This window comes from Pseudomonas sp. NFXW11 (assembly GCF_049887815.1).
Classification (GTDB): Bacteria; Pseudomonadota; Gammaproteobacteria; order Pseudomonadales; family Pseudomonadaceae; genus Aquipseudomonas.
This window is the reverse complement of record NZ_JAGEKI010000019.1, coordinates 108604-129126: the sequence shown is the minus strand read 5'-3', so window position 1 is coordinate 129126 and position 20523 is coordinate 108604. Positions and strand designations below refer to the sequence as shown.

Below are 20523 nucleotides of genomic sequence, written 5' to 3'. Positions count from 1 at the left end.
TGGAACCACCTGATCCCATCCCGAACTCAGTAGTGAAACGATGCATCGCCGATGGTAGTGTGGGGTTTCCCCATGTGAGAGTAGGTCATCGTCAAGATTAAATTCCGAAACCCCAATTGCGAAAGCAGTTGGGGTTTTGTCTTTGCGCGATAAAAAAGCCGCCGCTATCTCGATACAGCCATAGCTTGGTGCGGCTGCCTCCAACCTGTGACAGTGCTATGGTTCCGGCCTAGCTTTTTGCATTCTCCAAGGACGCTTTTATGCCGGACACCTCGTCCCTCAACCCTGGTTTCATGGTGGTTCACGGTAATCGCCTGGACGAGTTGCGCAACCTGGTGGTGAGCTGGATGCGGCGTTACCCACTGGCGCCCCTGGAAAATGAAATCGCCCTGGTGCAGAGCAACGGCATCGCTCAATGGTTGAAGCTGGCCCTGGCCGAAGACCCTGAAGAGGACGACTCCGGAGGCTGTGGCATCGCCGCCGCTATCGACGTGCAACTGCCTGGCAGTTTCATGTGGCAACTCTATCGCCTGGTATTGGGCCGCGATGAGATCCCGGCCAAATCCCTGCTGGACAAGGCCCCGCTGACCTGGCGCCTGATGCGCCTGCTCCCCGAGCTGATTGACGAGCCACATTTCGAGCCCCTGCAACGCTTCCTGACCCACGACAGCGACCTGCGCAAGCGCTACCAACTGGCCGAGCGCCTGGCCGACCTGTTCGACCAATACCAGGTGTACCGCGCCGACTGGCTGGAAGACTGGGGCGCAGGGCGCCATCAATTGCGCAATGTCCGTGGCGAACCCAAGCCCCTATCACCGGCCAACTGCTGGCAGGCCGAGCTCTGGCGCGCACTGTTGCTGGATGTGGGCACCCAAGGCATGGCTCAGAGCCGCGCCGGGGTCCACCAGCGCTTTATCGAAACCATCAACAACCTGGACGCCGCCCCCGCCAGCCTGCCATCACGGGTGATCGTCTTCGGCATTTCCTCGCTACCGGCCCAGGCCCTGGAAGCCCTGGCCGGCTTGGCCCGCTTCAGCCAGGTGCTGCTCTGCGTACACAACCCCTGCCGCCATCACTGGGCGGATATCGTTGCCGACAAGGACCTGCTACGCCACCAATACAAGCGGCAGGCGCGCAAGGCCGGCATGCCCCAAGCCCTGGACCCGCAAACCCTGCACCAGCATGCCCATCCGCTGCTGGCCGCCTGGGGCAAGCAGGGCCGCGACTACATCAACCTGCTGGACAGCTACGACGACCCCAACAGCTACCGCTCGGCCTTTCGCGACGGGCGCATCGACCTGTTCAGCGAAAGCCAGCCAGGCAGCCTGCTCCAGCAATTGCAGGACGACATCCTCGAACTGCGCCCCCTGGACGAAACCCGCGCGCTATGGCCCGCGATCGATCTTGAGCAAGACCCATCCATCCGCTTCCACATTGCCCACAGTGCCCAGCGCGAAGTGGAAATCCTCCACGACCAGCTGCTAGCCCGCTTCAGCGCCGACCCCAACCTGCGTCCGCGCGATGTAATCGTCATGGTCCCGGACATCGACAGCTACGCCCCGCATATCCGCGCGGTATTCGGGCAGTTGGAGCGCGATGACCGACGCTTCATTCCCTTCACCCTCACCGACCAGGGGCAACGCGGTCGCGACCCGTTGCTGATTGCCGTCGAACACCTGCTGAAGCTGCCGGACAGTCGCTTTCCGGTCAGCGAGATCCTCGACCTGCTTGACGTCCCCGCCTTGCGCGCGCGCTTTGCGGTGGATGAAGCCGACCTGCCCACCCTGCACCGCTGGATCGAGGGCGCCGGCATTCGCTGGGGCATGAACGCCCAGCAACGTGCCGAACTTGGGCTGCCCCAGGAGCTGGAACAGAACAGCTGGCGTTTCGGCCTGCGGCGAATGCTGCTGGGCTACGCTGTCGGCCGCTCCGAGGCCTGCGCCGGCATCGAACCCTATGATGAAATCGGCGGCCTGGATGCGGCACTGATCGGCCCTTTGGTGGCACTGCTCGATGCCCTGCAGATCGCCTACGAGCAACTCAGCCAGCCTGCGGTTCCCGCTCAATGGGGCGAGCGCCTGCAGCAGCTGCTGCAACAGTTCTTCCTGGCCAGCACCGAACACGATGACTACCTGCTGGGCCAGCTCGAGGACCTGCGGGAAACCTGGCTGGAAACCTGCGAGTCAGTGGGCCTGCAAGATCAGCTGCCGCTCACCGTGGTGCGTGAAGCCTGGTTGGCTGGCCTCGATCAAGGGCGCCTGTCCCAACGCTTCCTCGCCGGCGCGGTGAACTTCTGCACCCTGATGCCGATGCGCGCCATCCCCTTCAAGCTGGTGTGCCTGCTGGGCATGAATGATGGCGACTACCCCAGGGCGCAACCGCCGCTGGACTTCGACCTGATGGGCAGCGACTACCGTCCCGGCGACCGCTCACGCCGTGAGGACGACCGCTACCTGCTGCTCGAAGCGCTGCTTTCTGCCCGTGACCAGCTCTATATCAGTTGGGTCGGTCGCAGCATCCGCGACAACAGCGAACGCCCGGCCTCGGTGCTGATCGGCCAACTGCGCGACCACCTGGCCAGTGGCTGGCGGCTAGTGGATGAGCAGCAAGCGTTGCTGCACGCCCTGACCCAGGAACATCCGCTGCAACCCTTCAGCGCCCGTTACTTCCACGACAGCGATCCGCTGTTCAGCTACGCCCGGGAGTGGCAGGTGCTGCACCAGGCCGCCGAGCCAGGCAACGCCGTCGCGCCCCTTGCACCCTATGTCCAGGATGAACCCCTGAGCCTGGCCCAGTTGCAGGATTTTCTGCGCAACCCGGTACGGCATTTCTTCAGCCAGCGGCTCAAGGTGTTCTTCGAAGCCATGGACGCTCCCCTGGCCGATGAAGAGCCCTTCGTCCTCGACGCCCTGCAACGCTACAGCCTCAGCGACAGCCTGCTGGAGGCGGCCCTGAGTGCTGCGGCCGATCCTGAGCAAGCCTTGCAGACCCAGGCGCAAAGGCTGCAAGCCAGCGGCCTGCTGCCCATGGCCGGCTTTGGCGAGTGCCTGCAACGCGAATTGATGGAACCGCTGCCGGACCTGCTGCAGCGCTATGGGCAACTGCTCGAACTCTGGCCGACGCCGGTCACCAGCGCGCTGCCGGTCAGCCTGGAATTGCAAGGCGTGCGCGTGGAAGGCTGGTTGAGCGGCCTGCATCAGCGCGCGGATGACGGGCTCCTGGCCGTAACCGCGATTGCCAATGGCATAGGTTCGGCCAAGACCCGCAAATGGCATCGCCTGATCAAGCCCTGGATCAATCATCTGCTGGCCTGCGCCAGTGGTTACTCCCTGACCACCGCACTGGTGGCCAGCGACGACAGCCTGCTGCTGCCGCCACTGGAGCTGAACGTTGCACGGCAGATCCTTGGCGACCTGCTGTTGGCCTGGCAAGCCGGCATGCGCCAGCCCTTGCCGGTAGCGGTGAAGACGGCCTGCGCCTGGCTGGCTCAGAGCGACCCGGACAAAGCCGCCGCCGCTGCCCGCAAGAGCTACGACGGCGACGGCCAGAACAGCGAGGGCGAGCGTCGCGAAAGCCCGGCCCTGGCCCGACAGTTCGCCGATTACAACGCGCTGATCGCCGATGAAACCTTCAGTGGCTGGGCCGAGACGCTGTATCGCCCGCTGCTGGATGCGCCCTGGCGTTCGGCCCTCGCCGAGGAGGCCCGAGCATGACCCGAGAAGCTCCCCTGGCCCTGGCGTTTCCCCTACGCGGCAGCCAACTGATCGAGGCCAGCGCCGGCACCGGCAAGACCTTCACCATCTCCGCGCTCTACCTGCGCCTGGTGCTGGGCCATGGTGGCGAGTCCGCCGGCTTTGGCCGCGAGCTGTTGCCACCGCAGATCCTGGTGGTGACCTTCACCGACGCCGCCACCAAGGAGTTGCGCGAACGCATCCGCACCCGCCTGGCCGAGGCGGCCCGCTACTTCCGCGATGAAACCCTGGCCCCCGATAGCCTGCTGGTGGAATTGCGCGAGCATTACCCCAGCGAGCAATGGGCCGCCTGCGCCAACCGCCTGGATATCGCTGCGCAATGGATGGACGAGGCCGCCGTCTCCACCATCCACAGTTGGTGCCAGCGCATGCTGCGCGAGCACGCCTTCGACAGCGGCAGCCTGTTCACCCAGACCCTGGAAACCGACCACAGCGACTTGCTGGGCCAGGTCCTGCGCGATTACTGGCGGCTGTTCTGCTACCCGATGCAGGGCGAAGTGCTGAACTGGGTGCGCAGCCACTGGGTCGGTCCAGCGGAACTGCTGCCGCGGGTGCGGGCGCTGTTCGGCAGCCAGGCCCGGGGCCAGTCGTTACAGGGCCCCAGCGAGCTGATCGAGGCCTGCCTGCAAGAGCGCCGCGAGGCCCTGCTGCAACTCAAGGCACCCTGGGAGCAATGGGCAGAGCAGTTGCGGCAGATCTGCCTGCAAGGGGTGGCCAGCAAGAGCGTCGATGGACGCAAACTGCAGGCCCGCTATTTCGAGCCCTGGTTCGACAAGATCAGCGCCTGGGCCCAAGACCCCTCCGTGGAGCAGTTGGACATAGGCACCGGCTTCGCCCGCCTGACCCCCGAAGGCATGAGCGAAGCCTGGAAGGGCGATGCTCCCCAACACCCGGGGCTCGACGCCATGGCCCGGCTCAAGGCCAGCCTCGACGCGCTGCCCAGCCCGGATGCAGCCGTGCTGCAGCACGCCGCTCAGTGGGTGGGCGAGCGCTTCGAGGAAGAGAAGCGCCGGCGCGCCGAAATGGGCTTCGACGACATGCTGCTGCGCCTCGACAGCGCCCTGCAGGACGACGGCGGCGAGCGTCTGGCGAGCCTGATCCGCGAACAGTTCCCGATTGCCCTGATCGACGAATTCCAGGACACCGACCCGGTGCAGTACCGGATCTTCGAAAGCATCTACCGCATCGAGGACAACGATCCGGGCACCGGCCTGTTCCTGATCGGCGACCCCAAGCAGGCGATCTACGCCTTCCGCGGCGCCGATATCTACACCTACCTGCGAGCCCGTCAGGCCACCCACGGACGCCTGCATACCCTGGGCACCAACTTCCGCTCCAGCCAGGCCATGGTCAGCGCGGTCAACCATGTATTCCAGCTCGCCGAACAGCGCCCAGCAGGGTCGGGCGCCTTCATGTTTCGCCAGGACGACGGCGAAAATCCGGTGCCCTTCCTGGCGGTCGCGGCCCAGGGTCGCAAGGAGCGCCTGCACATCGATGGGCAAGCGGTCGCGGCGCTGAATGTCTGGCAACTGCCCTCGGAGCAACCGCTGTCCGGAGCCTTGTATCGCCAGCAACTGGCCGCGGCCTGCGCCAGCGCTATCGTCGAATTGCTCAATGGCGGCCAGCAGGGCCGCAGCGGTTTTGCCCGTGACCAGCAGCCGCTCAAGGGCCTGTTGCCGGCGGATATCGCGATCCTGGTGCGCGACGGCAAGGAGGCCCAGGCGATACGCGGCGAATTGGCCGCACGCGGGGTGCGCAGCGTCTACCTCTCCGACAAGGACTCGGTGTTCGCCGCCCAGGAAGCCCGTGACCTGCTGGTGTGGCTCAAGGCCTGTGCCGAGCCGGACGTGGAGCGCCCGTTGCGCGCCGCCCTGGCGTCCTTGACCCTGAACCTGTCACTGCAGGAACTGGAGCGCCTGAACCAGGACGAACTGGCCTGGGAAGCCCGGGTCATGCAATTTCGTGAATACCGGTCAATCTGGCGTCACCAGGGCGTGCTGCCGATGCTGCGCCGCCTGCTCCACGACTTCCAGTTGCCCCAGGCGCTGATGGCCCGTAGCGACGGCGAACGGGTGCTGACCAACCTGCTGCATCTGTCCGAACTGCTGCAACAGAACGCCGCCGAGCTGGACGGTGAGCAAGCCCTGATCCGCCATCTGGCCGAGCACCTGGCGCAGTCCGGGCAGGCCGGTGAAGAACAGATCCTGCGCCTGGAAAGCGACGAGCAACTGGTCAAGGTGGTGACCATCCACAAGTCCAAGGGCCTGGAATACCCCCTGGTGTTCCTGCCGTTCATCTGCTCCAGCAAACCGGTGGATGGCAGTCGCCTGCCGCTGCATTACCACGATGCCGCCGGCAAGGCGCAGATCAGCCTGCGGCCGACCCCGGAGCTGATCGCCCAAGCCGACCAGGAGCGCCTGGCCGAAGACCTGCGCCTGCTCTATGTGGCCCTGACCCGGGCCCAGCACGCGTGCTGGCTGGGGGTGGCCGACCTCAAGCGGGGCAATCACAACAGCTCGGTATTGCACCTGGCGGCCTTGGGCTACCTGTTGGGCGGCGGCATGCCGTTGGACGAGTCCACCGGCCTGCGGCGCTGGCTGCTGGACTTGCAGCAAGGCTGCGAGGCCATCGCCATTAGCGACATGCCGCAGGCCGATGACCAGCGCTTTTATCCGCCGCGCAATGACGCCAGCCTGCTGGCCCCGCTGATTCCTGCCCGACGCGCGGCGGAGAACTGGTGGATCGCCTCCTACAGCGCCCTGCGCATCAGCGATAGCCTGGGCGCCGGCAGCACCGAAGCCCCGGAAAATCCCCAGGCGCAGAAGCTCTTCGACGACGAGCGCCTGGACCCCGAAGCGCCCCGGGAAGTGCTTGCAAGCGGTGGCGATATCCATCGCTTCCCCCGTGGGCCGAACCCCGGCACCTTCCTTCACGGCCTGCTGGAGTGGGCCGGGGAGGAGGGCTTCACCGCGGCTCCCGAGGTGATCGAGGATGCCGTTGCCCGGCGTTGCAACCGGCGCGGCTGGCAAGGCTGGATCCCGACGCTGAGCGACTGGCTGCAGCACCTGTTGCAAGTGCCCCTGCCGGTGGCGGAAGGGCAGCCGCCCGTGGTGCTCGGGCAACTGCGCCAGTACCGGGTGGAAATGGAATTCTGGTTCGCCAGCCACAAGGTCGATGTGCTCAAGCTCGACCAACGGGTGCGCGAACAGACTCACCAGGGCGCCCCACGGGTGACCGCCGAGCCGGTGCAGCTCAATGGCATGTTCAAGGGGTTTATCGACCTGACCTTCGAACACCAGGGCCGCTACTACGTGGCCGACTACAAATCCAACTGGCTGGGCGCGGACGACGCGGCCTACACCGAGCAAGCCATGCAACAATCGATTCTCGACAACCGCTACGACCTGCAATACGTGCTCTACCTGCTGGCCCTGCATCGGCAGCTGAAAGCGCGGCTGGCCGACTACGACTACGACCGGCATATCGGCGGTGCCCTGTACCTGTTCTTGCGTGGCAGCCGCGCCGCCAGCCGAGGCGCCTATTTCACCCGGCCGCCGCGGCAGTTGATCGAAAGCCTGGATCGCCTGTTCCAGGGGCAACCCGAGCCGCCCAAGGTCGAACCGGCCTGGGAACAGGGAGTGCTGCTATGACCCCGGACCTGTTCGAATCCTTTATCGAACCTTCGCTGGCGGTTGGTGATCCCGACCCCTTGAGCCGTGCCGATGGGCTGCTGCCGTTGCTCGAACGCTGGGTCGAGCGCGGTTGGCTGCGCGCCCTGGATCTGGCCTTCGTGGCCTTCCTGCGGGAGCTGGACGCGGATTGCGATCCGCTGGTGCTGATGGCCGCCGCGTTGACCAGCCATCAACTGGGGCATGGACACGTGTGCCTGGATCTGTTCGAGACCCTCAAGGAGCCAGACTTCGCCCTGTCGCTGCCCCCCGAAGGCGAGGCGCAGAACGGCGCACCCTTGCTGCCGTCCCAGGTGCTGGCGCATCTGGAAGGCGCGCACTGGTGCAAGGTGCTGGCTGGCAGCCGGCTGGTGGCCCTGGCCGCGGACCACACCGAAGCCTCCCGCCAGCGGCCCTTGGTGCTGTCCGGCAAGCGCCTGTACCTGCGGCGTTACTGGGCCTATGAACGACGCATCGACAATGCCCTGCGCCAGCGCCTGGCAAGCACCGAAGCCACGCCGGAAAACCTCGCCCAGCGGCTCGATGGCCTATTCGGCGTAGCCAAGGGCGCCGGCCCCATCGACTGGCAAAAACTCGCCTGTGCCCTGGCTACCCGCGGCGCCTTCAGCATCATTACCGGCGGCCCCGGCACCGGCAAGACCACCACCGTGGTGCGCTTGCTGGCGCTGCTCCAGGGCCCGGCGGTGGAAGCCCGCAAGCCCTTGCGCATTCGTCTGGCGGCGCCCACCGGCAAGGCCGCGGCGCGCCTCACCGAGTCCATCAGCCTGCAAGTACGCTCGTTGGCGGTGGCGGATGAAGTACGGGAAATGATCCCCAGCGAAGTCACCACGGTGCACCGCCTGCTGGGCAATCGACCGGGCACCCGGCACTTCCGCCACCACGCCGGCAACCGTCTGCCCCTGGATGTGCTGGTGGTGGACGAAGCCTCGATGATCGACCTGGAAATGATGGCCAACCTGCTCGACGCCTTGCCCCCTCATGCGCGGCTGGTGCTGCTGGGCGACAAGGACCAACTGGCCTCGGTGGAGGCCGGCGCGGTGCTGGGGGATCTGTGTCGCGATGCCGAGGCCGGCTGGTACAACCCGCAGACCCGCGCCTGGCTGGAGGCGGTCAGCGGCGAGAACCTGGCGGCCAGCGGCTTGCAGGAAGACCGCGAGCATCAACACCCCCTGGCCCAGCAAGTGGTGATGCTGCGCCACTCCCGGCGTTTCGGCGAAGGCAGCGGCATCGGTCAGCTGGCGCGCTGGGTCAATCAGCAGCAGGCCGATGAAGCGCGGCGCCTGCTGGCGGCCCGCAGCCATAGCGACTTGCATTGCCTGAGCCTCGACAAGGACGACCACGCCCGCAAGCTGGAGCGCCTGGTACTGGAAGGCCATGGCGAAGGGCCGCAAGGCTACCGGCACTACCTGACTGTACTGCGCAGCCAACGCCCGCCCGCAGGCACCGATCTGGCGGACCCGCGCTGGACCGCCTGGGCCCGCGATGTGCTGCAGGCCTTCGACCGCTTCCAGCTGTTGTGTGCGGTGCGCAAGGGCCCCTGGGGCGTGGAGGGCTTGAACCAGCGCATTACCCAGGCGCTGTTCAAGGCCCGGCTGATCGACAGCGACCAGCAGTGGTACGAAGGTCGCCCGGTGCTGATGACCCGCAATGACTATGGCCTGGGGCTGATGAATGGCGATATCGGCATCGCCCTGAAACTGCCCGAGCAGAACGGCGAGCACGCCGGGCGTCAGGTGCTGCGGGTGGCCTTCCCGCGCAACGACGGCCAGGGCGGGGTGCGCCTGGTATTGCCAAGCCGGCTCAATGATGTGGAAACCGTCTACGCCATGACCGTGCACAAGTCCCAGGGCTCGGAGTTCGCCCACACTGCGTTGATCCTGCCCGACGCCCTGAACCCGGTATTGACCAAGGAGTTGATCTACACCGGCATCACCCGCGCCAAGGATTGGTTCAGCCTGATCGAACCCCGGGCCGGTGTGTTCGAGGAAGCGGTGCGGCGCAAGGTCAAGCGCCTCAGCGGGCTGATGCTGGAACTGGATTGAGGCCCGGTTTGCAGGCGTTCTTGAGGCGCTGCCGAGGGTGTCGTCCTCGCGGCATTTTCCTGGGCTGTGCTATCGTTGCGGCATCATTTCCGTGAAAATCAACGAGAATCCCTGCATGGACGTGGCTGTCTCCAAGGCAGAGCGTATTTTGCGCTGGCGACAGTGCGCACTGGCGACCCTGCTCTGCCTGTTCAGCCTGCTGGCCGCCGCGCAACCGGAGCCGCAGGCGTCTGCCAGCCTCGCCGAACAGCGGGCCAAGGCCGTGACCCAAGTGGTGCTGGGCATCCTCAGCTATGCGCGCTGGCCGGTGGAACCGGCGCAACTGCGCCTGTGCGTAGTGGGCCCCACCGAATACACCGATGACCTGCTCAAGGGCGCTACCCAGGCCACTGGCCGTCCGGTCCTGGTGCGCCGCTTGCTGGCCAGCAACGGCACCATCGCCAGCGAATGCGATTCGGTCTACGTCGGCAAGCTGGGCAACGATGAGCGTACCCGGCTGTTCAGCTCGCTGACCGGGCAACCGGTGCTGAGCATCAGCGAAGGCGGCGACCAGTGCACCGTGGGCAGCCTGTTCTGCCTGCGGGTCAGCGACAACCAGGTGTCGTTCGAGGTCAACCTCGATTCGGTGGCGCGCAGCGGGGTGAGGATTCACCCCAGCGTGTTGCAACTGTCCCGTCGACGGCCAGCGACGCCATGAGCCTGTTCAAATCCGCTAGCCGTCCTACCTTGCGCTCGGTCATCGGCCGCGGCCACCTGGTGGTCGCCCTGCTGGCGATCGGCATGGCCAGCCTGTCGCTGACCTTGCTCGGGGTGCTGGCGCTGCGGGTGTACGCCGATCACAACCTGCATTTGATTGCCCGCGCCATCAACTACACCGTGGAGGCCGCGGTGGTGTTCAACGACGGCGCCGCCGCCACCGAGTCCCTGGCACTGATCGCCGCCACCGAAGAGGTGGCCGATGCCAAGGTGTACGACAGCCAGGGCCGTTTGCTGGCCAGCTGGCAGCGCCCGGACAGCGGTTTCCTGAGCAATCTGGAAGTGCACATCGCCAGTGCCTTCCTGGAAAAACCCATCAGCCTGCCGATCCTCCACCAGGGCCGGGAGATCGGCACCATCAATGTCACTGGCCACGGTGGCAGCCTGTTGCGGTTTCTCTTCAGCGGCCTGGTGGGCATCGTCCTGTGCATCGCGGTCAGCGCCTGGGTGGCGCTGTACCTGGCACGCCGGCAACTGCGGGGCATTACCGGGCCGCTGCGCAGCCTGGCGGACGTGGCCCACGCCGCCCGCCGCGAACGGGCCTTCGACCAGCGCGTGCCGCCGGCGCGAATCGCCGAGCTGGACAACCTGGGCAACGACTTCAACGCCCTGCTCGATGAGCTGGAGGTGTGGCAGACCCACCTGCAGAGCGAGAACGAAACCCTGGCCCACCAGGCCAGCCACGACGCCCTCACCGGCTTGCCCAACCGGGCCTTTTTCGAAGGCCGGCTGATCCGCGCCTTGCGCAGCGCCAACAAGCTCGACGAACACATGGCGGTGCTGTTTCTCGACAGCGACAGGTTCAAGGAAATCAACGATAACTTCGGCCACGCCGCCGGCGACGCCGTGCTGGTGGCGGTGGCTACGCGGATACGCGCGCAATTGCGCGAAGACGACCTGGTGGCCCGGCTGGGCGGCGACGAATTCGCCGTGCTGCTGACGCCGCTGCACCGGGTCGAGGATGCCCAGCGCATCGCCGACAAAATCATCCACAGCATGGAAGTGCCGATCCAGCTTCCCGGCAATCTGTCGATCCTGACCTCATTGAGCATCGGCATCGCCGTCTATCCGCAGCATGGCGCCACCCCCGGCAGCCTGCTGAATGCCGCCGATGCGGCCATGTACCAGGCCAAGCGCGGTTCCCGCGGTGGGCAACACACAGTGGGGGCGGAGCCCTCAATCGTCCCGGTTCAAAACAGGAGCTGACTCCCTTGTTCTTATCGATCCCTTTAAGGTTTCGGCTGTTCGCCAGCCTGCTGTTCATCACCCTGCTGGCCCTGGGCGGCTGCCAGAGCGTGCCGCCCAAAGGCCTGAGCGAGAAACAGATCGCGGTACTGAAACAGGAGGGCTTCGAGCTCACCGACGACGGCTGGGCCTTCGGCCTGTCGGGCAAGGTGCTGTTCGGCAGCGACATGGACAGCCTGAACCCGGCCAGCAGCGAGATCGTCCAGCGTATCGGCAAGGCCTTGCTCAGCGTGGATATCCAGAAGGTCCGGGTCGACGGTCATACCGACGCTTCCGGCAAGGAGGCCTACAACGTGCAACTGTCGGTGCGTCGGGCCAAGAGCGTGGTCAAGGTGCTGACCCAGGTCGGCATGCGCGAAGAAAACATCCAGCTGCGTGGGCTGGGCAGCAGCGAGCCGGTGGCCTCCAACAGCAACGTGGCCGGGCGCACGGAAAACCGTCGAGTGTCGATCGTGGTGATCGCCGACTAGTCGGCGAAATGCATCACCGGGCTTTCGCCCATCAACAGCGGGCGATTTTGCTCGGTCACCTCGCGGATGTAATCCCATAGCAGGGTGATGCGTTTCAACTTGCGCAGGTCCTCCCGGCAGTACATCCAGAATTGCCGGGTCAGGTTGATGTCCCGGGGCAGCACCGGCAGCAGGCGCGGGTCCTGGGCGGCGAGGAAGCACGGCAGGATCGCCAGCGAGCGGCCCTGCTGCGCCGCCACGTACTGGGCAATCACGCTGGTGCTGCGCAGGTTGGCGCTGGCCCCGGGCACTACATTGGCCAGGTACAGCAGCTCGGAACTGAAGGCCAGGTCGTCCACGTAGCTGATGAACTGATGCTCGCTCAGGTCGCCGGGGCGGCGGATCGGCGGGTGGCGGTCGAGGTATTCCTGGGTGGCGTACAGCTGCAGGCGGTAGTCACACAGCTTGCAGCACACATAAGGGCCATGTTCCGGGCGCTCCAGGGCAATCACGATATCCGCCTCGCGCTTGGACAGGCTGATGAAGTGCGGCAGCGGCAGGATATCCACCGAGATCGCCGGGTAGGCGTCGAGGAAATGGCTCAGTTGCGGGGTGATGAAGAAGCTGCCGAAACCCTCGGTGCAGCCCATGCGCACATGCCCGGACAGGGCCACCCCGGAGCCCGAAACCTGCTCGCAGGCCATGTGCAGGGTGCTCTCGATCGACTCGGCATAGCCCAGCAGGCGCTGCCCCTCGGCGGTGAGCACGAAGCCATTGGTGCGCGACTTTTCGAACAGCAAGGTGCCCAGCGCGGTCTCCAGCGAACTGATGCGCCGCGACACCGTGGTGTAGTCCACCGCCAGGCGCTTGGCCGCGCTGCTGGCCTTGCGGGTGCGCGCCACTTCAAGGAAAAACTTCAGGTCGTCCCAGTTCAGGGTGCTCAGCGAGGTGATGTTTTTTTGCATGATGGACCGGATTTTATGTGCGTTCTTATTAGTAATTTGCACATCTATACTCCAAAAACCGTCCGACACCAACTCGCGACACGCCCTCTTTCAAGGCGTATCACGCCTTGGTTCCCTGCACAAGAATTCAACAAGCCAGGAGCCCCCATGAACGCATCCCTCAAGCCCGACGGCACCACCCTGCAACAGGTCAAGCTGCTGATCGACGGTGAATGGGTCCAGTCCCAGAGCCAGGAATGGCACGACATCGTCAACCCGGCGACCCAGGAAGTGCTGGCCAAGGTGCCCTTTGCCACGGCTGCTGAAGTCGACGCCGCGATCGCCGCTGCCCAGCGCGCCTTCCAGACCTGGAAACTGACCCCGATCGGCGCGCGGATGCGCATCATGCTCAAGCTCCAGGCACTGATCCGCGAGCATTCCAAACGCATTGCCCAGGTGCTCAGCGCCGAGCAGGGCAAGACCATCGCCGACGCCGAGGGCGACATTTTCCGCGGCCTGGAAGTGGTGGAACACGCCTGCTCCATCGGCACCCTGCAAATGGGCGAGTTCGCCGAGAACGTCGCCGGTGGCGTCGACACCTACACCCTGCGTCAGCCCATCGGCGTGTGCGCCGGGATCACCCCGTTCAACTTCCCGGCGATGATTCCGCTGTGGATGTTCCCGATGGCCATCGCCTGCGGCAACACCTTCGTCCTCAAGCCTTCCGAGCAGGACCCGCTGTCCACCATGCTGCTGGTGGAGCTGGCGGTGGAAGCCGGGGTGCCGGCCGGTGTGCTCAACGTGGTGCACGGCGGCAAGGAGGTGGTGGATGCCCTGTGCACCCACAAGGACATCAAGGCGGTGTCCTTTGTCGGTTCGACCGCGGTCGGCACCCATGTCTATGACCTGGCCGGCAAACACGGCAAGCGCGTGCAATCGATGATGGGCGCGAAGAACCACGCCGTGGTGCTGCCCGATGCCAACCGCGAACAGACCCTCAATGCCCTGGTGGGCGCCGGCTTCGGCGCGGCCGGCCAGCGCTGCATGGCCACTTCCGTGGTGGTGCTGGTGGGCGCCTCGAAACAATGGCTGCCGGACCTCAAGGCCCTGGCGCAGAAACTCAAGGTCAATGCCGGTTGCGAGCCGGGCACCGATGTCGGTCCGGTGATCTCCAAGCGTGCCAAGGCGCGGATTCTCGACCTGATCGAAAGCGGCGTGAAAGAAGGCGCCAAGCTGGAGCTCGATGGCCGCGGCATCCAGGTTCCGGGCTACGAGCAGGGCAACTTCATTGGCCCGACCCTGTTCTCCGGGGTCACCCCCTCCATGCAGATCTACACCCAGGAAATCTTCGGCCCGGTGCTGGTGGTGCTGGAGGTGGACACCCTGGATCAGGCCATCGCCCTGGTCAACGCCAACCCCTTCGGCAACGGCACCGGCCTGTTCACCCAGAGCGGCGCGGCGGCGCGCAAGTTCCAGAGCGAAATCGACGTCGGCCAGGTGGGCATCAATATCCCGATTCCGGTGCCAGTGCCGCTTTTCAGCTTCACCGGTTCCCGCGGTTCCAAGCTCGGCGACCTGGGCCCCTACGGCAAGCAAGTGGTGCAGTTCTACACTCAGACCAAGACCGTCACCAGCCGCTGGTTCGACGACGACAGCGTCAACGACGGTGTGAACACCACCATCAGCCTGCGTTGAGGAGCCTGATATGAAGATCGCATTTATCGGCCTGGGCAATATGGGCGCGCCCATGGCCCGCAACCTGATCAAGGCCGGGCACCAACTGAACCTGTTCGACCTCAACCAGGGCGTGCTGGCGGAGCTGGCGCAACTGGGCGGGCACATCAGCGCCTCGCCCAAGGCCGCCGCCGAGGGCGCCGAGCTGGTGATCACCATGCTCCCGGCCGCCGCCCATGTACGCAGCGTCTGGCTGGGTGAAGACGGGGTGCTGGCAGGGATTGGCCGCGGCGTGCCGGCGGTGGATTGCAGCACCATCGACCCGCAGACCGCCCGTGAAGTGGCCGCCGCTGCCGCCAAGCAGGGCGTGGCCATGGCCGATGCGCCGGTGTCCGGTGGCACCGGCGGCGCCCAGGCCGGCACCCTGACCTTTATGGTCGGCGCCACGGCCGAGCTATTCGCCACCCTGCAACCGGTGCTGGCGCAGATGGGCCGCAATATCGTGCACTGCGGCGAAGTGGGCACCGGGCAGATCGCCAAGATCTGCAACAACCTGCTGCTGGGCATCTCGATGATCGGCGTCAGCGAAGCCATGGCCCTGGGCGATGCCCTGGGCATCGACACCCAGGTGCTGGCGGGGATCATCAACAGCTCCACTGGCCGCTGCTGGAGTTCCGACACCTACAACCCCTGGCCGGGGGTGATCGAAACCGCCCCGGCGTCCCGTGGCTACACCGGCGGCTTTGGCGCCGAGCTGATGCTCAAGGACCTGGGGCTGGCCACCGAAGCCGCGCGCCAGGCCCATCAGCCGGTGGTACTCGGCGCCGTGGCCCAGCAGCTGTACCAGGCCATGAGCCTGCGCGGCGAAGGCGGCAAGGATTTCTCGGCCATCGTCAACAGCTACCGCAAGCCGCAGTAGCCATCAGTCATCGATCGCAGCCCCCGGAGTCGGGGGCGTTTGCGGGAACCGCCGTCGGGTCGGTTCCCGTTTTTTTTGCCCGTCAGTTGGGGCGTGGGCGCGCAGGCGGGTTGAGGCGGGTGTCGAGGCCGAAGCGTTCCTGGATCACCACCTGGTACAGCCCCTTGGCCAGCAACGGATTGATCAGGATATTCCAGCTGTGCCGCGACACCGAAGAAGGCACCAGCACGAACGGGTGGTCCGCCAGCAACTGGTCGGCGAACTTCTGCTGGCCGGCGCTGGGAATGCCCGGCACCAGCCAGTTGGGGTTGGGCACCTTGTGTTCGTCCAGGCGATAGATCGCCGAAGGGTCCTGGATCAGGGCGCCGGTCAGCACATGGGGCACGTTGTCGAGGGCGGCAAAACCCTTGTGCACCGCCACTTCCAGAATCGCCGTGGCCGGGTCGGCACTGCCGTACACCGCCTTCACCCCCTTGGAGTTCCAGCGCCCGCCGCACAGCTCGGCACCGATGCCACTGTCCCAACTGGTGGCGTGCTGGGCGGCGTCCAGGCGCCAGAAATGCACTTCACTGCTGCCGGGCACGCTGATCACTGATAGACCCCGTATTCCAGGCGCGTGAGGAACTCGTCCACCAGTTCGAAGCCGATGGGGTTGGTCAGCAGGTCCACCGGCTTGTGGCCATCCAGGCCCATCACCGGCTTGGCCATCCAGTCCTGGGCCTGTTCGCTGCTGCCGAAGACTTCCTGGGCCTTGGCCAGCACCTGGGCGAAACGCACCGCGCGGGCGCTCTGCTCCGGGTTCAGCGGCTCGTCGGGGGTTTTCAGGCGGCGGTGCAGGGTGCGCTCGGACAGGCCGATGATCTTGGCCAGCACCTGTTCGTCCTTGAGCATGGGCACCGAGGACACGAACTTGATGATCGCCGTCAGCGGAATGCCGGCCTCGGTCAGGCGGTAGATGGAGATCCGATCGTCGAACCGGGCCTTGCCGCCCAGCAGCAGGTCGAGGCTCTGTTCTTTCAATTCAGGCTTGCCCCGGCGCTTGAGGGCGATGCCGGTACTGGTCAGCGCAACCATGGATGCTGCTCCTGTCTTTGCCATTTGGCAGAGATTATATAGACATTTGGCAGCTGGCGCCGAGCCGACTATCGGCGGGGCAGGGGAGCCCATGCCTCATGGGCCCCCGCTGAGGGACATCAAGCGAAGACGAAGTACTTGCGCACGGTTTCCACCACCTCCCAGGTGCCTTTCATTCCGGGTTCCACCACGAAGATATCCCCGGCCCGCAGGTGGATGGGGTCGCGACCGTCGGGGGTGATCACGCAGTAGCCTTCCTGGAAATGGCAGTACTCCCATTTCTCGTAGGCCACCCGCCACTTGCCCGGGGTGCAGATCCAGGTGCCCATGATCTTGCTGCCGTCCTCGCTGGTGTAGGCGTTGAGGTTGACGGTGTGCGGATCACCGGCGAGTTTTTCCCACTTGCAGGCATCGAGGACCGGCAGCGGATGGGTATCGCGAAGAACGGTAATGGGTTGCGACATGCTGTGCTCCTAGCGGGCAGAGAACGGAACCCGAACCCTATAGCGCCCGGCCAGTCGGGGGATGTCTGTTGTCGACCTCGGGGTATCCAGAAGCGCAATGCCGACGGCGGGTCGTAAGGGCCCACGGCACTTGAAACAATCCCTCGACAAAGCCGCGATTTTTAGCAGGATGTGCGAAATATCCGTCGCGGCCCGGATGATTTCGCAAGAATCTTTACTGCTTTCGCTCGTATCATTCGCTTCGGAGTGACCGAGAGCCGCACACATGGAAAATACACCACGCTGGTGGGATATCAGCCCGCCTTTGAGTACCGCGACCCCGACCTGGCCGGGAGATACGCCGTTCCAGGAAGAACGGGTCTGGCAGTTCGGGCCCGAGTGCCCGGTGAATGTCGGGCGGGTGACCCTGTCGCCGCACACTGGCGCCCATGTCGATGCGCCCCTGCATTACCGGCCCGATGGCCTGCCCATCGGCGAAGTCTCGCTGGATGTCTACATGGGCCCGTGCCGGGTCCTGCATTGCCTTGAAAGCGGCGCCCTGGTGCAGCCCGAGGCATTGCTCGGACGCCTTGAGCAGTTGCCGCCGCGGGTGCTGCTGCGCACTTATCCACAGGCGCCGCTGAGTGCCTGGGACCCGGATTTCACCGCCGTGGCCCCGGCCACCATCGAACTGCTGGCCAGCCTCGGCGTACGCCTGATCGGCATCGACACCCCGTCCCTCGACCCGCAGCAGTCCAAGACCATGGACGCCCACAACGCCGTGGCCCGCCATGGCATGGCGATCCTGGAAGGCGTGGTGCTGGATGAGGTGGCCGAAGGCGACTACGAACTGATTGCCCTGCCACTGCGCTTTGCCCACCTGGACGCCAGTCCGGTGCGGGCGATCCTGCGCCCCCTGGCCGATTGATTCCTACAATAAATACATAGCTGGCCGTCTGCGCCCCTGTGCTCCCGCAACCCGGGTGGCACAGGTCGCGGGTGGCAACCGCTGCCTGAGGCGAGGAGCCCACGCCATGAGCCAATGTCCCTTTTCAAGCAACCCGCCGGATGCCTGGCATAACGCCGAGCTGAATTTCTCCGACAGCATGAGCTACGGCGACTACCTGGACCTGGGGCGCATTCTCAGTGCCCAGCATCCGCTGTCGCCGGACCATAACGAGATGCTCTTCATCATCCAGCACCAGACCTCCGAGCTGTGGATGAAGCTGATGCTGCACGAGCTCAAGGCCGCCCGCGAGAACGTGCGCCAGGGCCAGCTGCCGCCGGCGTTCAAGATGCTGGCGCGGGTTTCGCGGATCTTCGACCAACTGGTGCATGCCTGGGCGGTGCTGGCCACCATGACCCCTTCGGAATACAAGTCGATCCGGCCTTACCTGGGCCAGTCCTCGGGCTTCCAGTCGTTCCAGTACCGGGAAATCGAGTTCATCCTCGGCAACAAGAGCGCGGCGCTGCTGCGGCCCCACGCCCATCGCCCGGAGCTGCTGCAATCGTTGCAAGAGTCGATCGCCACCCCGTCGATGTACGACGAGGCAATCGCCCTGATGGCCCGCAGCGGTTTGCACATCGACCCGCAGCGCCTGGCCCTCAACAGCACCACCAGCACCGCCCACGACCCGTCGGTGGAAGCCGCCTGGCGCGAGGTCTACGCCAACCCGTCGGCCTATTGGGACCTGTACCAGTTGGCGGAGAAATTCATCGACCTGGAAGACTCGTTCCGCCAATGGCGTTTCCGCCATGTGACCACCGTGGAGCGGATCATTGGCTTCCAGCCCGGCACCGGCGGCACCGAAGGCGTCGGCTACCTGCGCAAGATGCTCGACACCGTGCTGTTCCCCGAACTGTGGCGGGTGCGTTCCGCGCTCTGATCGCCGTGAAGGCCCCGTTTTTCTTGGGCTTGTCCCTCGCCACATCAGCTGCAGTCCTTGCAACAGCTGACGCGAGGGCCGTTGTGCAGATAAAGTGGTCGGCCTTTGTGCGCCACTCTTATCCTCTCAGGCAGACCGCATGGCCCAGAACTTCGAGCTTGAAACCCTCAATATGCGCCTCAAGGACCCGGAGCTCGCGTCCCTGGACCTGCACCAGCGCATCCAGCGGGCGCTGCGTGGCCTGATCCTCGACGCGGCCCTGGGCCCGGGGATGAAGCTGCCGGCCAGTCGCGCTCTGGCCAAGTCCCTGGCGGTGTCCCGAGACACCGTGGAAAGCGCCTATGTGCAGTTGCAACGCGACGGATTTATCCAGCGCCGCGAAGGTTCCGGCAGCTACGTCTGCGAAAATATCGGCGCCCAGTTGCGCGGCGCCGCCCGCCAGCGCCGGCGGGTGCAGGAGCAGCCGCAGGCCGTGCGCCAGCCGGGCTCGGGCCTGAGTCGTCGTGGCCGGGGGATCTTCGACCAGGGCGGGGTTGCCGATCAGCAAGCGGTCAGGGCCTTCGCTACCGGCCTGCCGGAAACCCGCAACTTTGCCCTGGCGACCTGGGAACGCCTGCAGCGCCAGGTGCTCAAGGATTACCGCGGCAATGTGCTGCTGCACGGCGACCCGCAAGGCGCCGAGCCCCTGCGCAAGGCCATCGCCGCCTACCTCAACCTGGAGCGTGGGGCCAAGGTCCGGCCCGAGCAGATCCTGGTGCTGAGCAGTACCCGTCAGGCGCTGTTCCTCTGCGCACAATTGCTGGCGGATGCCGGCCAGCCGATCCTGATGGAAAACCCTGGCTACTTCGGCGCCCGCAAGGCATTCGAGGCCGCCGAGCTGCTGATCAACCCCATTGATGTCGATGAGCAGGGCATTCGCAGCGACCTGCTGCAGGCCGATCGCAGTGGTGCCCGTTGCGTCTATGTGACGCCGTCGCACCAGTACCCCACCGGCGTGACCCTGTCCCTGGAGCGGCGCCTGGAGCTGATTCGCTGGGCCGCCGAGCACGACAAATGGATCATCGAGGACGACTACGACAGCGAGTTCCATTACCAGGGGCTGCCCACCGCCTGTGTCCAGGGCCTGGACCCCTACCAGCGCACCCTGTATGTCGGCACCTTCAGCAAGACCCTCTACCCGGGCCTGCGCATGGGCTACATGGCCTTGCCCGAGGAACTGCTGCCGGTGTTCAGCGCCGCCCGCAGCATCATGGACGGGCACACGCCCCAGGTGCTGCAACTGACCCTGGCGCGCTTCATGGAAGAGGGCCACTACAACGCCCATGTGCGCGCCATGCGCAAACTCTACGCCGAGCGCCGCCAAGCCATGCTCGAGGCCATCGAGCGGCATTTGTCGGGCATCGTCCGTGCCCTGCCGCCACCAGGTGGCTTGCAGATTCCTTGCCTGCTGGAGCCGGGCTGGAGTGAGGCGCTGACCCAGCAACGGGCCGCCCGGGTTGGAATCCAGCTGCCGGGGCTGAGCCGGCTCTACGCCGGCGAGCACCAGCAGCAAGGCTGGCTGCTGGGCTACGCGGCCTTGAGCAGCCATGAAATCGACACCGCCATGGCGCGCCTGGCCCAGGCCCTGAACACCCCCTAGGCCGGGTGCCG

Annotated in this window: 15 protein-coding genes and 1 rRNA gene; 12 read left to right on the top strand and 4 right to left on the bottom strand. The window is 65.5% G+C overall.

Features of this window, described 5'->3' with window-relative positions:
- The 7 genes from rrf to J4P02_RS25235 form a co-directional block, all read left to right on the top strand.
- A 5S ribosomal RNA gene (rrf, locus tag J4P02_RS25265) occupies window positions 1-97 on the top strand; the annotation flags it as partial.
- Between the two features lie 163 nt (window positions 98-260).
- On the top strand, window positions 261-3713 hold the full coding sequence (gene recC, locus J4P02_RS25260) for an exodeoxyribonuclease V subunit gamma (RefSeq protein WP_426195415.1): 3453 nt from the start codon (window positions 261-263) through the stop codon (window positions 3711-3713).
- Window positions 3710-7402, top strand: a complete 3693-nt coding sequence (recB, locus tag J4P02_RS25255; protein WP_426195413.1) for an exodeoxyribonuclease V subunit beta — start codon at window positions 3710-3712, stop codon at window positions 7400-7402. The genes recC and recB overlap by 4 nt, the downstream gene beginning before the upstream one ends.
- Window positions 7399-9483 (top strand): exodeoxyribonuclease V subunit alpha, encoded by a 2085-nt coding sequence (gene recD / locus J4P02_RS25250; RefSeq protein WP_426195411.1) that lies wholly within the window; start codon window positions 7399-7401, stop codon window positions 9481-9483. Before recB ends, recD begins: the two co-directional genes overlap by 4 nt.
- Window positions 9484-9598: 115 nt before the next feature.
- Entirely contained in the window at window positions 9599-10180 is a 582-nt protein-coding gene (locus J4P02_RS25245) for a YfiR family protein (RefSeq protein ID WP_426195409.1), read from the top strand.
- Complete coding sequence (locus J4P02_RS25240; RefSeq protein WP_426195408.1) at window positions 10177-11445, top strand: diguanylate cyclase domain-containing protein; 1269 nt, start codon at window positions 10177-10179, stop codon at window positions 11443-11445. The genes J4P02_RS25245 and J4P02_RS25240 overlap by 4 nt, the downstream gene beginning before the upstream one ends.
- 5 nt (window positions 11446-11450) lie before the next feature.
- Entirely contained in the window at window positions 11451-11954 is a 504-nt protein-coding gene (locus tag J4P02_RS25235) for an OmpA family protein (RefSeq protein ID WP_426195406.1), read from the top strand.
- Here J4P02_RS25235 and J4P02_RS25230 read toward each other — a convergent pair.
- On the bottom strand, window positions 11951-12898 hold the full coding sequence (locus J4P02_RS25230; RefSeq protein ID WP_426195404.1) for a LysR family transcriptional regulator: 948 nt from the start codon (window positions 12896-12898) through the stop codon (window positions 11951-11953). The two genes, J4P02_RS25235 and J4P02_RS25230, sit on opposite strands and share 4 nt — an antisense overlap.
- A gap of 147 nt (window positions 12899-13045) precedes the next feature.
- Between J4P02_RS25230 and J4P02_RS25225 the strand changes: the two genes are divergently transcribed.
- Together J4P02_RS25225 and mmsB are read left to right on the top strand one after the other, a co-directional pair.
- Window positions 13046-14572 (top strand): CoA-acylating methylmalonate-semialdehyde dehydrogenase, encoded by a 1527-nt coding sequence (locus tag J4P02_RS25225; protein ID WP_426195402.1) that lies wholly within the window; start codon window positions 13046-13048, stop codon window positions 14570-14572.
- A 10-nt stretch (window positions 14573-14582) separates the two neighbouring features.
- A complete protein-coding gene (gene mmsB / locus J4P02_RS25220; RefSeq protein WP_426195400.1) occupies window positions 14583-15470 on the top strand; it encodes a 3-hydroxyisobutyrate dehydrogenase in 888 nt (295 codons plus the stop codon).
- 82 nt (window positions 15471-15552) lie between these two features.
- Here the strand turns inward: mmsB and J4P02_RS25215 are convergent, their stop codons facing one another.
- The 3 genes from J4P02_RS25215 to J4P02_RS25205 form a co-directional block, all read right to left on the bottom strand.
- On the bottom strand, window positions 15553-16062 hold the full coding sequence (locus J4P02_RS25215) for an RES family NAD+ phosphorylase (protein ID WP_426195398.1): 510 nt from the start codon (window positions 16060-16062) through the stop codon (window positions 15553-15555).
- Window positions 16059-16544, bottom strand: a complete 486-nt coding sequence (gene parS / locus J4P02_RS25210) for a type II RES/Xre toxin-antitoxin system antitoxin (protein WP_426195396.1) — start codon at window positions 16542-16544, stop codon at window positions 16059-16061. Before parS ends, J4P02_RS25215 begins: the two co-directional genes overlap by 4 nt.
- Before the next feature lie 119 nt (window positions 16545-16663).
- Window positions 16664-17008 (bottom strand): cupin domain-containing protein, encoded by a 345-nt coding sequence (locus tag J4P02_RS25205; RefSeq protein WP_161755858.1) that lies wholly within the window; start codon window positions 17006-17008, stop codon window positions 16664-16666.
- A gap of 265 nt (window positions 17009-17273) precedes the next feature.
- On the opposite strand from J4P02_RS25205, the gene kynB reads away from it, so the two are divergent.
- The 3 genes from kynB to J4P02_RS25190 all read left to right on the top strand — a co-directional run bounded on the left by kynB (window position 17274) and on the right by J4P02_RS25190 (window position 20512).
- Window positions 17274-17915 (top strand): arylformamidase, encoded by a 642-nt coding sequence (gene kynB / locus J4P02_RS25200; protein ID WP_426195393.1) that lies wholly within the window; start codon window positions 17274-17276, stop codon window positions 17913-17915.
- A 106-nt stretch (window positions 17916-18021) separates the two neighbouring features.
- On the top strand, window positions 18022-18873 hold the full coding sequence (gene kynA, locus J4P02_RS25195; RefSeq protein ID WP_426195391.1) for a tryptophan 2,3-dioxygenase: 852 nt from the start codon (window positions 18022-18024) through the stop codon (window positions 18871-18873).
- A gap of 139 nt (window positions 18874-19012) precedes the next feature.
- Entirely contained in the window at window positions 19013-20512 is a 1500-nt protein-coding gene (locus J4P02_RS25190; RefSeq protein ID WP_426195389.1) for a PLP-dependent aminotransferase family protein, read from the top strand.
- Window positions 20513-20523: the final 11 nt, after the last annotated feature.